At 71.2% G+C, this 14,565-nt stretch carries 12 protein-coding genes; 10 read left to right on the top strand and 2 right to left on the bottom strand.

Annotation, left to right across the window (positions count from 1 at the left end):
- Window positions 1–56: 56 nt before the first annotated feature.
- Window positions 57–1,319 carry an MFS transporter gene (locus J3486_RS30180; RefSeq protein WP_207825976.1) on the top strand — a complete coding sequence of 421 codons (1,263 nt, stop codon included), beginning with the start codon at window positions 57–59 and terminating at the stop codon, window positions 1,317–1,319.
- Here the strand turns inward: J3486_RS30180 and glgX are convergent.
- The gene (gene glgX / locus J3486_RS30175; RefSeq protein WP_207825974.1) at window positions 1,294–3,414 is read right to left on the bottom strand and encodes a glycogen debranching protein GlgX; all 2,121 of its coding nucleotides are present in this window, start codon (window positions 3,412–3,414) and stop codon (window positions 1,294–1,296) included. The two genes, J3486_RS30180 and glgX, sit on opposite strands and share 26 nt — an antisense overlap.
- Before the next feature lie 204 nt (window positions 3,415–3,618).
- Here glgX and J3486_RS30170 point away from each other — a divergent pair, with 204 nt between their 5' ends.
- From J3486_RS30170 to J3486_RS30155, 4 genes are all read left to right on the top strand, one after another.
- A complete protein-coding gene (locus J3486_RS30170) occupies window positions 3,619–4,368 on the top strand; it encodes a Tat pathway signal sequence domain protein (protein WP_307804994.1) in 750 nt (249 codons plus the stop codon).
- Window positions 4,369–4,429: 61 nt separating this feature from the next.
- Window positions 4,430–5,758 (top strand): copper amine oxidase, encoded by a 1,329-nt coding sequence (locus J3486_RS30165; protein WP_207825970.1) that lies wholly within the window; start codon window positions 4,430–4,432, stop codon window positions 5,756–5,758.
- 115 nt (window positions 5,759–5,873) lie between these two features.
- Window positions 5,874–7,142 (top strand): SAV2148 family HEPN domain-containing protein, encoded by a 1,269-nt coding sequence (locus tag J3486_RS30160; protein ID WP_207825968.1) that lies wholly within the window; start codon window positions 5,874–5,876, stop codon window positions 7,140–7,142.
- Window positions 7,143–7,242: 100 nt separating this feature from the next.
- Entirely contained in the window at window positions 7,243–7,968 is a 726-nt protein-coding gene (locus tag J3486_RS30155) for a 3'-5' exonuclease (protein ID WP_207825966.1), read from the top strand.
- Window positions 7,969–7,993: 25 nt separating this feature from the next.
- On the opposite strand, the gene J3486_RS30150 is transcribed toward J3486_RS30155, so the two are convergent.
- Complete coding sequence (locus J3486_RS30150; RefSeq protein WP_207825965.1) at window positions 7,994–8,869, bottom strand: phosphotransferase enzyme family protein; 876 nt, start codon at window positions 8,867–8,869, stop codon at window positions 7,994–7,996.
- Window positions 8,870–9,085: 216 nt separating this feature from the next.
- Between J3486_RS30150 and J3486_RS30145 the strand changes: the two genes are divergently transcribed.
- The 5 genes from J3486_RS30145 to mgt all read left to right on the top strand — a co-directional run bounded on the left by J3486_RS30145 (window position 9,086) and on the right by mgt (window position 14,527).
- Window positions 9,086–10,015: a carbohydrate ABC transporter permease gene (locus tag J3486_RS30145; protein WP_374194789.1), complete on the top strand. Its 930-nt coding sequence runs from the start codon at window positions 9,086–9,088 to the stop codon at window positions 10,013–10,015.
- The gene (locus J3486_RS30140) at window positions 10,012–10,845 is read left to right on the top strand and encodes a carbohydrate ABC transporter permease (protein WP_207825963.1); all 834 of its coding nucleotides are present in this window, start codon (window positions 10,012–10,014) and stop codon (window positions 10,843–10,845) included. The genes J3486_RS30145 and J3486_RS30140 overlap by 4 nt, the downstream gene beginning before the upstream one ends.
- A 20-nt stretch (window positions 10,846–10,865) precedes the next feature.
- Window positions 10,866–12,137 (top strand): ABC transporter substrate-binding protein, encoded by a 1,272-nt coding sequence (locus tag J3486_RS30135; RefSeq protein WP_229378846.1) that lies wholly within the window; start codon window positions 10,866–10,868, stop codon window positions 12,135–12,137.
- Window positions 12,138–12,403: 266 nt separating this feature from the next.
- On the top strand, window positions 12,404–13,252 hold the full coding sequence (gene erm / locus J3486_RS30130; RefSeq protein WP_207825959.1) for an ErmE/ErmH/ErmO/ErmR family 23S rRNA (adenine(2058)-N(6))-methyltransferase: 849 nt from the start codon (window positions 12,404–12,406) through the stop codon (window positions 13,250–13,252).
- Between the two features lie 39 nt (window positions 13,253–13,291).
- Window positions 13,292–14,527: a macrolide-inactivating glycosyltransferase gene (gene mgt, locus J3486_RS30125; protein WP_207825957.1), complete on the top strand. Its 1,236-nt coding sequence runs from the start codon at window positions 13,292–13,294 to the stop codon at window positions 14,525–14,527.
- The last annotated feature ends 38 nt before the right edge of the window (window positions 14,528–14,565 follow it).

Below are 14,565 nucleotides of genomic sequence, written 5' to 3'. Positions count from 1 at the left end.
GCTTTCGTGTCATCGCCGCATGCACGGGCCGGGGCGCACGTCGCTAGTTTCGGACGATGACCGGCACCTCTGTGGACACCAGCGCCCCCGGCGGCACGCTCGACGCCTACCGCCGGGTCCTCGCGGTGACCGGTCTCTGGCTGCCCGTCGTCTCGTTCCTGGGACGGCTGCCCGTCGCCGTGATCCAGTTCGGCAGCGTCCTCCTGGTGACCCGCACCAGCGGCTCGCTGGCCACCGGCGGCACGGTCGCCTGCGCGCTCGCGCTCGGCCAGGTCGCCATGGGCCCCTTCGTGGGGCGGCTCGCCGACCGGCGCGGCCAGCGCCCGGTCCTGCTCGTCCTCAGCCTCCTCAACTCCGCGGCCATAGCCGCCTACACGTTGGGCGCGCTGTACGGGCTGCCCCTCGCCGCCCTGGTCGCCCTGGGGATCCTGGCGGGCGCCACCGTGCCCGGGATCGGCCCCCTCGCGCGCGCCCGCGGGGTCGCGCTCGTGCGCCGTGAGGGCGCCGACGAACGCGTCGTGAACGCCGTGCTGTCCCTGGAGTCCACGATGGACGAACTCTCCTTCGTCCTCGGGCCCGCCCTCATCGGCGTCGCCTCCGTGATCACCCACCCCGCGTACGCGTTCGGCACGGCCGCCCTCCTGGTCGCCTGCTGCGGCACCGGATTCGCCCTGCACCCGACGGCCGGCGCGGTGCCCAGGTCCGTGCGGACCACCGCGTCCCCGAAGGGGTCGCGCATGCCGCGCCAGGTCCACCTGGTCCGCGTCGGACTCGCCCTCCTGGGCATCCTGCTCGGCGGCTGCGGTGCCGGGATCACCGCGCTCACCCAGGAACTGGGGCACGAGGACCAGGCGGGCCTCGTGTACGCCGCGATGGGCGTCATGAGCGCCGCCGTCGGCCTGTCCATGGCGGCCGTGCCCGCCCGGTTCACTCTTCCGGTCCGCTGGCGCGTCGCCACGGCCGCCGCCGCGCTGCTCTCGCTCCCGCTGATCGTCACGGACACCATGCCGCTCCTGTACGCCGTCGTGATCGTCTTCGGCGCCCTGTTCGCCCCGAACCTGATCACCGGCTTCGGGCTCACCGAACAGGCCGTGCCGCGCGAACGCCTCGCCGAGGGCATGACGGCCGCCGTGAGCGCGTTCGTCGGGGGACAGGCCGTCACGCTCGCCGTGGCGGGGCGTCTCGCGCAGGCCCACGGGCCCGCCGCCGCGTTCGCGGTGGGCAGCGCGGCAGCGGGCCTCGCCTTCCTCGTCGCACTGCGCGTACGCGGCCTTCAGGCGCCCGCGCAGACCGTCACGCCGGCCGTCGCAGCACCGTGAGGCTGCGGCCCGCCAGCGTCAGCCGGTCGCCCGCCTGCACCTTGGGGCCCTCGTCGGCCGGGAGCCCGTCGGGCAGCGCCGTGTCGACCACCGTGTGCCACTGCCGGCCGTGATTGACCGGCACCACGAACTCCTGCGCCTGCGGATCGGCGTTGAACAACAACAGGAACGAGTCGTCCGTGATGCGCTCGCCGCGCTGCCCCGGCTCCGAGATCGCGTTTCCGTTCAGGAACACCGACAGCGCGCGGGCCTGCGCCTCGCCCCAGTCCTGCTGCGTCATCTCCTCGCCCTCCGGAGTGAACCAGGCGATGTCCGACAGCTCGTCGTGCGTGCCCTCCACGGGGCGGCCGTGGAAGAAGCGCCGCCTGCGGAACACCGGGTGCTCCCTGCGCAGCCGCACCATCGCGCGCGTGAACGTCAGGAACGGGTCGTCGCCGTCGTCCTCGCCGTCGCCCCAGTCCACCCACGCCAGCTCGTTGTCCTGGCAGTAGGCGTTGTTGTTGCCGCCCTGGGTGCGGCCCAGCTCGTCGCCGTGACTGAGCATCGGCACGCCCTGCGACAGCATCAGCGTGGCGACGAAGTTGCGCATCTGGCGCGCCCGCAGGTCGAGCACCCCGGTGTCGTCCGTGTCGCCCTCCGCGCCGCAGTTCCACGACCGGTTGTGGGACTCGCCGTCGCGGTTGCCCTCGCCGTTGGCCTCGTTGTGCTTCTCGTTGTACGCCACCAGGTCGTGCAGGGTGAAACCGTCGTGGCAGGTGACGAAGTTGATGGAGGCCAGCGGTCGGCGCCCGTCGCCCTGGTACAGGTCCGACGACCCGGTGATCCGGCCCGCGAACTCGGCGAGCGTGCGCGGCTCACCCCGCCACAGGTCCCGCACGGTGTCCCGGTACTTGCCGTTCCACTCGGTCCACAGCGCCGGGAAGTTGCCCACCTGATAGCCGCCCTCGCCGACGTCCCACGGCTCCGCGATCAGCTTCACCCGGGAGATCACCGGGTCCTGCTGCACCAGGTCGAAGAACGACGACAGCCGGTCCACCTCGTGGAACTGCCGTGCCAGCGTGGCCGCGAGGTCGAAACGGAACCCGTCGACGTGCATCTCCTCGACCCAGTAGCGCAGTGAATCCATGATCATCTGGAGGACGTGCGGCGACCGCATCAGCAGCGAGTTGCCCGTCCCCGTGGTGTCCATGTAGTAGCGCCGGTCGTCCATCAGCCGGTAGTACGACTGATTGTCGAGCCCCTTGAAGGAGAGCGTCGGACCCAGGTGGTTGCCCTCGGCCGTGTGGTTGTAGACCACGTCCAGGATGACCTCGATGCCCGCCTGGTGCAGCGCGCGGACCGCCGACTTGAACTCCAGGACCTGCTCGCCCCGGTCGCCCCACGACGCATACGTGTTGTGCGGCGCGAAGAAACCGATCGTGTTGTAGCCCCAGTAGTTGTTCAGACCCATCTCGACCAGCCGGTGGTCGTTGACGAACTGATGGACCGGCATCAACTCGAGTGCCGTGACGCCCAGTTCGGTGAGATGGTCGATGATCGCCGGATGGGCGAGCGCCGCATAGGTGCCGCGCAGCTCGTCCGGGAGCGCCGGGTGCCGCATCGTCAGGCCCTTCACATGGGCCTCGTAGATCACCGTCTCGTGGTACTCGGTGCGCGGCAGCCGGTCGTCGCCCCAGTCGAAGTACGGGTTGACGACCACCGACGCCATCATGTGCGGCGCCGAGTCCTGGTCGTTGCGCTCGTCGGGGGAGTCGAACGGATAGCCGTACACCGACTCGTTCCACTCGATCCGCCCGCTGATGGCGCGCGCGTACGGGTCGAGAAGGAGCTTCGCCGAGTTGCAGCGCAGGCCGTGCTCGGGCTCGTACGGGCCGTGCGCGCGGTATCCGTACCGCTGGCCCGGCATGATGCCCGGGAGATAGGCGTGCCGTACGAACGCGTCGGACTCGCGCAGTTCGACCGCGGTCTCCGACCCGTCGTCGTGCAACAGGCACAGTTCGATGCGATCGGCGGCCTCCGAGAAGACCGCGAAGTTCGTTCCGGCGCCGTCGTACGTGGCACCCAGCGGATATGCCTGTCCAGGCCAGACCTGCATGCTGACGACTCTTCCACTTCCGGCCCGGTGTTCCGGGCGACATCGGACAGTCTCCCCCGAACGTGGCGGAACCTGCCGGGAGTTGCGTCCCTCTTACAGGAAGACCACGTAATTCCGGTATGCCCACGCGTGGGGCTGCCGGTGACACAGGGGGAAGATGTGCGCGCGCTAGCAAGACGCCATCTCGGGAAACTGGTGGCGGGAGTGGCCCTCGCGGTCGCCGGGGCCGCCGTCGCGGTCGGCGTGAGCCTGCCGGTCGACGGCGGAGGCGACCGGGTCGACGCCGCCGACGCGGCCAAGGCGCAGCAGGACGCCGTGGCGCCCGAGGGCAAGGTCGAGGCCGCGCCCCAGGAGGGCGACAAGGGCGTCGGCCGCGATCCCCTCACCGAGGCCGAGACGGCCCGCGCCGAGCGCCTCGCGGCAGCGAGCAACGGCCTGCGGATGAACGCCAGGGACGTGGAGGGCGACCGCGGCCCCCAGCACCTGTCGACGAACCTGGCGGAGATCGACCCGGACCTCAGCGGCGCCGCCGCGGCCCAGCGCCGCGCCGACGTCGTCTTCTACGACTACAAGAGCGACGCGGTCGTGACCAAGACCGTGAACCTCGACACGGGCAAGGTCGAGGACACCCGGACGGACCAGGGCGTCCAGCCACCGCCCGGCAAGGACGAACTGGCGCAGGCCGCCCAGCTGTTGATCGACAGCCCGCTCGGCTCCGACCTCAGGGCCGACTACGAGGACGCCACCGACAAGCCCCTCACCAAGGCGGACCAGCTGCAGCTCAGCGGCATGGTCTTCCGCAAGGAGACCGTCGCGGAGGTCCCCTCCGACCTCGCCCCCTGCGGCAAGCACCGCTGCCTGCGCGTCGTCGCCAAGGTCACGAACGGGCCGTGGATCGACACCCGCGCGCTCGTCGTCGACCTCAGCGACCGCAGCGTCGGCCGGCTCTCCTGACCGTCCGGCCGACCGCCTGTTCGGCCTCTCCTGCTTCTCCTGCACAAGGGAGCCCTTCCGTATGCACGTCACGCACCTCAACAGAGTCCGGCGCGCCCGCAAACGGCCCGCCCTGCTGCTCTCGGACCTCGCGGTCACCGCGCTGCTCGGCACCGCACTCGCCACCGCCCCGGCCGCCACCGCTGCGCCCCGGAAGGAGCCCGCCGCCGCGGCGCCCGCCTGTTCGGCCGCGTACCGCATCGAGCAGACCCTCGACGGCGGCACCACCTGGCGCATGTGCTGGCACTACAACACGCTGTCCGGGCTCGTCCTGGACGACATCAGTTACCAGCCCAAGAGCGAACCGAAACCGATCCCCGTCCTCACCAGTGCCCGCCTCGCGCAGGTCCATGTCCCGTACGACGACGGGGAGAACGAGTACGACGACATCACCGGCACCGACTTCGGCCTCGCTCTGCAGAACCTGAAGCCGGCCGAGTGCCCCGGCGGCACCATCAAGACCGTCAAGGTCCCCGACATGGGTGACATCCAGGGCCTGTGCACGACCACGCGCGCACGCGGGCACGCGTACCGGCTCAACGACGACGGATCGACCGGCGGCAGCGGCAAGGTCTACAGCGCCCAGGGCAAGGACCTGCTCGTCTACACGGTCAACAAGGCGTCCTGGTACGAGTACATCACCGAGTGGCGCTTCACCTCCGACGGCACCATCACCTCGAACGTGGGCGCCACCGGCAGCCTCTCCCCGTACGACTACAAGGGCACCGACGGCAAGGGCTGGCCCCTCGGCAAGGGCGCGACCGCCTACGCGGAGAGCCACAGCCACAACGTCTTCTGGCGGCTCAATTTCGGCCTCGACGGCTCTCCGAAGGCCAAGGTCGAGCAGTACGACTCCAAGGTGACCGCGCCGCACGGCAGCGGCTCGCCCACGACCAGGACCACCCGCACCCCCGTCACCAAGGAACTCGCCGGTGACGTGCAGGACATGCGGTGGTGGCGCGTGGTGTCGACGGCGGGCAAGAACCAGGACGGGCACCCCAGGTCCTACGAGTTCGTGCCCGGCCGCTCCAGCGCCTTCCCCGGCCGCTCCTTCACCCGGCACGACGTGTACTTCACCGAGTACAAGAAGTGCGAGCAGTACGCGAGCGACAACCCGTCGGCGCACTGCAGCGGCACAAGTGTGGACAAGTGGGTCGACGGACAGACGCTGACGCATCCGATCACCTGGGTCAACATCGGGTTCCACCACATCGCCCGGGACGAGGACCAGCAGCCCATGCCGGTGCACTGGCAGGGCTTCTCACTGGCCCCCAGGGACGTGACCGCTATGAATCCGCTCACTCCCGCCGACCTGGCCGGGCAGAACGGCGTTCCCCGAAACGGTAGTTGAGAAACTCGCATCTCCATCCGGCTGCACCGCTCGCCGCTCCCGGAGTACCCTTCCTTGATCGTTGCTGGGGGAGTGCTCGACATAGCTCGGGGGAGCGGAAGGCGGTGCGGAGCGGGTGAGCTCGGGTGGTCTGGAGCTGCCCCCTGGTGACGACGGTCACGAGGGACAAGAAGGGCAAGGGGCAGCCTCGTCGGACATCCCGCCCGGAGCGGTGTCGCTGGCCCGTCCCATGGATGTCGGATCGCAGATCGGACCCGAACTGGACTGGGGCGCCGACGCCTGGCGCGAGGTCCGTACGCGTGCCCAGCGAGCCGGTCGCGCCTACATCTGGCTGAACCTGGTCGAGCAGCGGCTGCGCGCCGTCGTCGCCGCCGTCCTGCGCCCCATCTACGAGCCCGTGCACGGCGACGACTGGGTCGTCGCCGCCGCCGGACCCGCGGGCCAGGAGTGGGTGCAGCGGGCCGTCGCCGTACGGGAGGTCAGCCGCCGCAAGGGCTACCTCCTCGACCCGGCCGACGACAACGTCCTGTCGTTCCTGACGCTTCCGCAACTGCGCGAGCTGATGGTCCAGCACTGGCCGTGCTTCGAGCCGTACTTCGACGACCGGCGCGACGTCGAACTCGCCCTGGACGAGCTGGAGGTCACCCGGAACGTCGTCTCCCGCAACCGCGCCCTGTCCGAGACGGTCCTCGCCCAGGCCGAGCGCGCCTCGGCCCGCCTGCTGGAGATGCTCGGCGCCGGATCCGACGTCCCCTCCGCCCGCCGGCTGCCCGTCGACGCCGTCGAGGAGATGGTCGGCGACCGGTACGCGGACGTGGTCGGCGTGCACCCGGACCGGGTGCGGCTGCTGCGCCAGTTCCCCGCCGAGGACCTCTTCGGCGGCGCCCGGCGGCTCGACGCGATCGGGATAGGCCTCAATCTGCTGGTGCAGAACTTCTCCGGGCGGCGGCTCGTGCGGCTGGCCGAATCCGGCTGCCGCGTCCGGCTGCTGTTCCTCAACCCCGCCTCCAGCGCCGTCAAGCGCCGCGAGCGGGAACTCGGACTCAAGCGCGGCGAACTGAGCCGCGCCGTCGAGATGAACATCCTGCACATGCGCCGGGTCCGGGCCCGGCTCAAGGACCCGGGCGCCTTCGAGATCCAGGTCTTCGACGAGACCCCGCGCTTCACCGCCTACCTCGTCGACGGCGACGGCTCGGACGGGGTCGCCGTCGTGCAGTCGTACCTGCGCCGCAGCCGGGGCATGGAGGCACCGGTCCTCGTGCTGCGCGGCGGCGGACGGGTGGTGCGGGCCGGAACCTCCGACGACATCGGGGAGAACGGACTTTTCGTGACGTACCGCGATGAGTTCGAGCAGGCGTGGGCGGACGGCAGGCCGGTGTCGTAGCGCGCCGGATTCCTTGCGGCACCGGGCCGGGGACCGATTGTCAGTGGCGCATGCGATCGTGGTGGTCATTGGGGGAACGCACCATGAGAAGGGGGCAGCCATGAGCTGGCACCGGGAGCTGTTGATCGGCTTCGACCTGGAGACGACCGGGACGGATCCGCGTGAGGCGCGCATCGTCACGGGCGCCGTCATAGAGGTCAGGGACGGCACGGTCCTCGGCCACCGGCAGTGGCTCGCCGACCCCGGAGTCCCGATCCCGGACGAGGCGGTCGCGGTGCACGGGATCAGCAACGAGAGAGCGGCGGCCGAGGGCGAGCCCGCCGACCGGGTCGCGGACGCCATCGCCGAGGCCATCGTCGGGTACTGGCGCACCGGGGTTCCGGTGGTCGCGTACAACGCGGCGTTCGATCTGACGCTGCTCTCCGCCGAGTTGGCCCGCCACGGACTGCCCTCGCTGCGCGAGCGCCTGGGCGGCGCCGAGCCGGGCCCGGTCGTCGACCCGTACACCATCGACCGCAGCGTGGACCGTTACCGCCGCGGCAAGCGCAACCTCGAAGCGGTCTGCACCGAGTACGGGGTCACGCTCGACGCCGCGCACGACGCCTCGGCGGACGCCCTGGCCGCGGCGCTGCTCGCCCGCGCGATAGGCGAGCGGCACGCGAAGGTCGCGTCCCTGGGCGCCGCCGAACTGCACCGCCGCCAGATCGAGTGGTACGCGGAGTGGGCGGCTGACTTCCAGAGTTTCCTGCGCAGAAAGGGGGACGCACAGGCCGTGGTCGATCCGGCCTGGCCCATGCGGGCCCTCACCAGCTCGTCGGCGGTCTGAGAGGCGGACCGGAGGAAGCCATCGGTCAGAACGGGTACCAGCGCACCTCGGCGTCCCCGTCCCGCAAGGACGCCACCCGCCGCTCGAACTCCGCCAGCGCCTTCGGATTGCTCGGGGCGTGCTGCGCCACCCACGCGCAGGACGCGGTCTCCCGCGCGCCGCGCAGCACGGCGCACCCCTCCCACTCGCGCACATCCCAGCCGTACGCGTCGACAAACCCGTCATAGGCCGCGTCGGGCAGCCCGTAGCGGTCCCGCGACAAGGCCATGACCACCAGATCGTGCTCCCGGAAGTCCGAGGAGAACGTCTCCAGGTCTACGAGGACGGCCCCTTCGGGCCCGATGTGCACATTGCGGGGCAGGGCGTCGCCGTGGATCGGACCGAGCGGCAGGTGCGGGGTGAGCACGCCGGCGGCCGTCGCGAACCCGTCGCGCCGCTCGCGCAGATACGCCGCGTCCGCCGGGTCGATCGCGTCGCCCGCGAGCCGCAGCCACCGCTCGACGCCGCCGAGCAGTTCCCGGCGGGGCAGGTCGAGCCCGGTCGGTGCGGGCAGGGCGTGCACCAGCTTCAGGAGCCCGGCGAGGTCGCGCGGCTGCGCAGGGCGCACGGCGGCCGGGACCCGGTGCCAGAGCGTCACCGGGTGCCCGTCGACCAGGAGCGGTTCGGCCTTGGCCGCGCGGACCGCGGGGACGCCGTGCTCGGCGAGATAGGAGGCGATGCCCAGCTCACGGCGGGCCCGGTCCAGGAGCTCGGGTGCCTGCTCGGCGCTGCGGCCGACCTTGACCACGAGGTCGCCGAGGGCGAACACCGCGTTCTCCCCGAGGGCCAGCAGCTCCGCGCCGCTCGCCGCGCCGCCGACGTCCGCCTGTGCAAGGACGTCCCGTGCCCGTGCCTCGTCCATCCCGTGCCTCCCGCGTTCCAGCTGGTACCGGCCCAGTCTCGCACCCGTGCGCGACCGTCCCCGTACCCGACCGCGTGACCCGACCTGATGTCTTGACGGTGTACGGCCGTGTCAGGACCATGGCGGAGGCCGCCCGGGCGGCCGGAAGCCGTGTGCGTCATCACCACCCCGACTGTCGAGCCGCGCCATTCGAACCGCCCGAAGGAGCCGTTTGAAGTGACCTCGGCGACCGTGACACGTACGCCGCAGCAGACCGGGGGCGCGACAGCAGCCGCCGCCCGGCAGCGCGGTGCCTGGTTCCTGGTACTGCCGGCGCTGATCCCGATCCTGGTGCTGAGCGTCGGCCCGCTCCTGTACGGCATCGGGCTCGCGTTCACCGACTCCCAGTCGGGGCGCACCGCGTCCACGCAGTGGGTCGGCACGCTCAACTTCCGGGATCTGCTGCACGACACCCTGTTCTGGGAGTCGTTCAGGATCGGCCTCGTGTGGGCGGTCGGAGTGACCGTGCCGCAGTTCCTGCTCGCCCTCGGCCTCGCGCTGCTGCTCAACCAGAACCTGCGGTTCCGGTGGCTGGCGCGGGCGCTCGCGATCATCCCGTGGGCCATGCCGGAGGTCGTCGTCGGCATCATGTGGCGCCTCGTCTACCACCCGGACGCGGGCATCCTCAACGAGACGATCAGGAACCTGGGCCTCGGCGACGGTCGGGACTGGCTCACCGGTCTGTCCACGGCGCTGCCCGCCGTGATCGTCGTGGGCATCTGGGCGGGCATGCCGCAGACCACGGTCGCGCTGCTCGCCGGGCTGCAGAACACCCCGGGCGAGCTGCACGAGGCGGCGGCGATGGACGGGGCCGGGGCCTGGCGCCGGTTCTGCACCGTGACCTGGCCGGCGATCCGGCCCGTCGCGCTCGCCATCAGCGCGCTCAACTTCATCTGGAACTTCAACTCGTTCGCCCTGGTCTATGTGCTCACGAACGGCGGGCCGGGCGGGAAGACCCGGCTGCCGATGCTGTTCGCGTACGAAGAGGCGTTCCGCTACGGCCAGTTCGGCTACGCGGCGGCGATGGGCTGCGCCATGGTCGCCGTGATCTCGATCCTCCTCGCCCTCTATCTGGTGGGCCGACTGAAGGGAGGCGACGCGCAGTGACCAAGACCGGCAAGCCCGCCCGCGCGGGCCAGTACCTCGCACTCCTCGCCTATCTCGTCTTCCTCGTCTTCCCGTTCCTGTGGCTGATCTCCACGGCGTTCAAGCCGCCGCGCGAGCTGGCGAGCCTGCACCCCACCTGGATCCCCAAGAACCCCACCCTCGACAACTTCCGGCAGGCCTTCGACGAACAGCCCCTGCTGCGGGCCGCGGGGAACTCGCTGCTCGTCGCCGTCTGCGCCGCCGTCGTCGCGATCGTCCTAGCGACCCCGATGGCGTACGTCATGGCACGCCACCGCGGGCTGCCGGCGCGGGGAGCGACCGGGTGGGTGGTGATCAGCCAGGCGTTCCCCTTCGTCCTGCTGATCATCCCGCTGTTCCTGATCCTCAAGAACCTCCACCTGATCAACTCGCTGGTGGGGCTGACCCTGGTGTACGTGGTGTGGGCGCTGCCGTTCGCCCTGTGGATGCTGATCGGCTATGTCCGGTCCGTACCGAGGGAGTTGGAGGAAGCGGCGGCGGTCGACGGCGCGGGGCGGCTGCGCACCCTGGTGTCGGTCACGGCGCCGCTGCTCGCACCCGGGATCGTGGCGACGGGCCTGTTCGCGTTCATCACCGCCTGGAACGAGTTCTTCTTCGCGCTGGTCCTCATGAAAACGCCCGAGCGACAGACGCTGCCCGTGATCCTCACCCACTTCCTGGGCGCCGAGGGCGTCGCCGACCTCGGCCCGCTCGCCGCCGGGGCGTTCCTCGCCACGCTGCCGTCCCTGCTGATCTTCGCCCTGATCCAGAAGCGGATCACGGGCGGCATGCTCGCCGGGGCGGTGAAGTGATGCGCAGGGCAAGGAAGGTGATGACGGCGTTCGCCGCGACGGCCGCCCTGCTGCTCGCCGGGTGCTCCGGCGGTTCGGACACGTCGAGCGACGGGCGCGTCACCCTGGAGTTCCAGTCCCTCGCCTGGCAGAAGGAGTCCGTCGACGCCAACAGGCAATTGGTGAAGGAGTGGAACGCGCAGCACCCCGACATCCAGGTCACGTACGTGCAGGGCAGCTGGGACAGCGTCCACGACCAGCTGCTAACCTCCTTCGAGGGCGGTGAGGCGCCCGACATCATCCACGACGCCTCCGACGACCTCGCCGACTTCGCGTACGGCGGCTACCTCGCCGACCTGCGCGACTATCTGCCCTCCCGGCTCAAGTCCGACATCCCGCAGCGCAGTTGGGAGACGGCGACCTTCGGTGAGGGCGTCTACGGCGTGCCCTTCCTCCAGGAGCCGCGCGTCCTCATCGCCAACGCGACCTGGCTCAAGAAGTCAGGGGTGCGCATTCCGACGCCGGACGCCCCGTGGACCTGGGACGAGTTCCGGCGGATCACCAAGGAGCTCAGCGGCCAAGGAAAGTACGGGGTCGCCTGGCCGCTCAAGGAGCCTGTCTCCGCGACCCTGAACCTGTCGTTGTCCACCGGCGGCCTGCTCTTCCACCGCGGCGGCGACGACAAGGTGACCATCCGCTTCGACGCGGCCGACGCCGTGATGCCCCGTACCGTCCACGACCAGGTGAACGTCGACGGCAGCGCCTCCGACGCCACCCTCGGCATGGGCGGCTCCGACACCCTCCCCGGCTTCTTCGCGGGCAAGTACGCGATGGTGCCGCTCGGCTTCTCCTACCGGCAGCAGATCGCGCAGCAGGCGCCCAAGGGCTTCGACTGGCAGGTGCTGCCCGCGCCGGCGGGCGCCGACGGACTCACCCAGGGCGTCAGCCCGCAGACCCTGTCCATAGCTGAGGACAGTCCGCACAAGAAGGAAGCCGCGCAGTTCATCGACTTCCTGCTCCAGCCGCGCAACATGGTGCGCCTCGCCCGCGGCGACTGGATGCTGCCCACCGGCACCCAGGCCCTGAAGGACCCGGCGTTGCACACGGCGAAGAACGACTGGGCGACCGGCACCGCCCTCGCCTCCCACCTCCGCTCGGCCCCCGCCCAGTCCGTGCGCGGCTACCCGGAGTGGAAGGACAAGGTGGCCACCCCCGCGTTCCAGGAGTACTACAGCGGCGCGATCGGCCTCGCCGAGCTGCGCACACGCCTGGTAGACGACGGGAACCTGGTGCTCGCCCGGTACCAGCGGTAGCCAAGCGGGCGAAAACCCGCTGGACGGGGCCGGGCGGCCCCGTCCACCATGGGCGGCATGTGCAGCGCCGCCATGATGGCCGTCTCGGTGACCCGCCAGGTTCTGGGCTGCGCGCACGCCGCTCGGCTGCGCGTCGGCCCGGCGCTCTGACCGGACCGGACCTTCCGCGCCCCCTCGGTGGCGCCCCTTTTCGCACGCATCACGCCGGTTCCCGGTCAGGGCCCTCATCCGCCCTCTTTCCGTACGGATGACAAGGACCGCAGGCCATGACCGCCCGCTCCACCGGCACGCACGTCACGCGTGCCCGCACCCAGCAGCAGCACCGCACCCAGCGGCAGCTCTCGCAGAACTTCCTCGCCGACCGCGCCGTCGCCCGGCGCTTCGCACGGCTCGCCGTCCCCGAGCCCGCCCCCGGCGCGCGGCTCCTCGAAGTGGGGGCGGGCCGGGGCGCGCTGACCGTCCCGCTCGCCCGCCGGGCCGCAACCCTGGTGGCGTACGAGCTCGACGCCCGTCTCGTCCCCGGGCTGCGCCGCCGCCTCGACGCCGCCGGGCTCGCCCAAGTCCGCGTCCACCAGGGCGACTTCCTCGCGGCCGCCCCGCCCCGGGCCCCCTTCGCGGTGGCCGGGAACGTGCCCTTCTCACGCACCTCCGCCGTCGTCGAGTGGTGTCTGCGCGCTCCGGCGCTCACCGACGCCACGTTCCTCACCCAGCTCGAGTACGCCCGCAAACGCACGGGCGACTACGGGAGTTGGACCCGGCTGACCGTGCTGACCTGGCCGCTCTTCTCGTGGCGGCTGCTCGGCCGGGTGCCGCGCACCGCCTTCAGGCCGGTGCCGCGCGTCGACGCGGGCGTGCTGCGGATCGAGCGCAGGCCCGTACCGCTCCTCGCGCCCGCCCACCACGCCACGTACCAGAGCCTCGTCGCACTCGGCTTCTCCGGTGTCGGCGGCAGCGTGCGTGCCTCGTTGCGCCGCGCCCATCCGCGGCGGCGGGTCGACGCGGCGCTGCGCACGGCCGGCGTGGCACCCACCGCGCTCGCGGGTGAGCCGACCCCGCAGCAGTGGCTGACGATCCACGCCGTGCTCGAAGGAAAGGGGCCGACAGCACCCGAATAAAAGTTGCACGAGACGTCTCGTCTCGTTTACGGTGAGGGCATGACGCACCCGGAAACCCCCCAGCAGGGCCGCCGTGCCCACATCGCCATGTTCTCCATCGCGGCCCACGGGCACGTGAACCCGAGTCTGGAAGTGATCCGGGAGCTCGTCGCCCGTGGGCACCGCGTCACGTACGCGATCCCGCACCTCTTCGAGGGGAAGGTCGCCGAGACCGGCGCCGAGCCGGTCCTCTACCGCACCTCGCTGCCGGGCCCCGACGACGACCCGTCGGCGTGGGGCAGCGAACTGCTCGACCACGTCGAGATCTTCCTGGACGACGCGATCCAGACCCTGCCGCAGCTCATCGACGCGTACGAGGGGGACGGCGGGGTCGGGGTGCCCGACCTGGTCATCCACGACATCACCTCGTATCCGGCGATCGTCCTCGCCCGCCGCTGGGGCGTCCCCGCGGTCTCCCTCTCGCCGAACCTCGTGGCCTGGGACGGCTACGAGGAGGAGGTCGCCGAGCCCCTGTGGGCGGAGCCGAAGAAGACCGAGCGCGGTCGGGCGTACTACGCGAAGTTCACCGACTGGCTCAGGAGCAACGGGATCGAGGAGCACCCGGACCCCTTCGTCGGGCGCCCGCCCCGCTCCCTCGTGCTCATCCCCGAGGCCCTGCAGCCGAATGCCGACCGCGTGGACAGGACGCGGTACACCTTCGTCGGCGCCTGCCAGGGCGACCGCTCCGCGCAGGGCGACTGGCAGCGCCCCGAGGGCGCCGAGCGGGTGCTGCTCGTCTCGCTCGGCTCGTCGTTCACCAACCGGCCGGAGTTCTACCGCGAGTGCGTCAAGGCTTTCGGCGACCTGCCGGGCTGGCACGTCGTGCTCCAGGTCGGCCGGCATGTCACCGCCGAGGACCTCGGGACGGTCCCCGGCAACATCGAGGTGCGCGACTGGGTCCCGCAGCTCGCGGTCCTCAAGCAGGCCGACGCCTTCATCACGCACGCCGGCGCGGGCGGCAGCCAGGAAGGGCTCGCCACCGCCACCCCGATGGTCGCCGTGCCCCAGGCCGTCGACCAGTTCGGCAACGCCGACATGCTTCAGGCGCTGGGAGTCGCCCGGCACATTCCCACGGAGGAGGCCACGGCGGACGTCCTGCGCGAGGCCGTGCTCGCGCTCGTCGACGACCCCGAGGTGGCGCGGCGCCTCGCCGCGGTCCAGCAGGAGATGGCCGGCGAGGGCGGCACCCCGAGGGCGGCCGACCTCATCGAGGCGGAACTGCCCACCCTGATGTGATGCGGCGGCAATCGGTTCCACGCAACCGTGAAAGAGAT

Source organism: Streptomyces sp. VRA16 Mangrove soil (assembly GCF_017377775.1).
Taxonomy (GTDB): Bacteria; Actinomycetota; Actinomycetes; order Streptomycetales; family Streptomycetaceae; genus Streptomyces.
This window is presented reverse-complemented; position numbering and strand designations above follow the sequence as displayed.

Coding starts and splice junctions, on each gene's coding strand:
- J3486_RS30180 (WP_207825976.1), top strand. CDS start 57: ATGACCGGCACCTCTGTGGACACCAGCGCCCCCGGCGGCACGCTCGAC.
- glgX (WP_207825974.1), bottom strand. CDS start 3,414: ATGCAGGTCTGGCCTGGACAGGCATATCCGCTGGGTGCCACGTACGAC.
- J3486_RS30165 (WP_207825970.1), top strand. CDS start 4,430: ATGCACGTCACGCACCTCAACAGAGTCCGGCGCGCCCGCAAACGGCCC.
- J3486_RS30155 (WP_207825966.1), top strand. CDS start 7,243: ATGAGCTGGCACCGGGAGCTGTTGATCGGCTTCGACCTGGAGACGACC.
- J3486_RS30150 (WP_207825965.1), bottom strand. CDS start 8,869: ATGGACGAGGCACGGGCACGGGACGTCCTTGCACAGGCGGACGTCGGC.
- J3486_RS30135 (WP_229378846.1), top strand. CDS start 10,866: ATGACGGCGTTCGCCGCGACGGCCGCCCTGCTGCTCGCCGGGTGCTCC.
- erm (WP_207825959.1), top strand. CDS start 12,404: ATGACCGCCCGCTCCACCGGCACGCACGTCACGCGTGCCCGCACCCAG.
- mgt (WP_207825957.1), top strand. CDS start 13,292: ATGACGCACCCGGAAACCCCCCAGCAGGGCCGCCGTGCCCACATCGCC.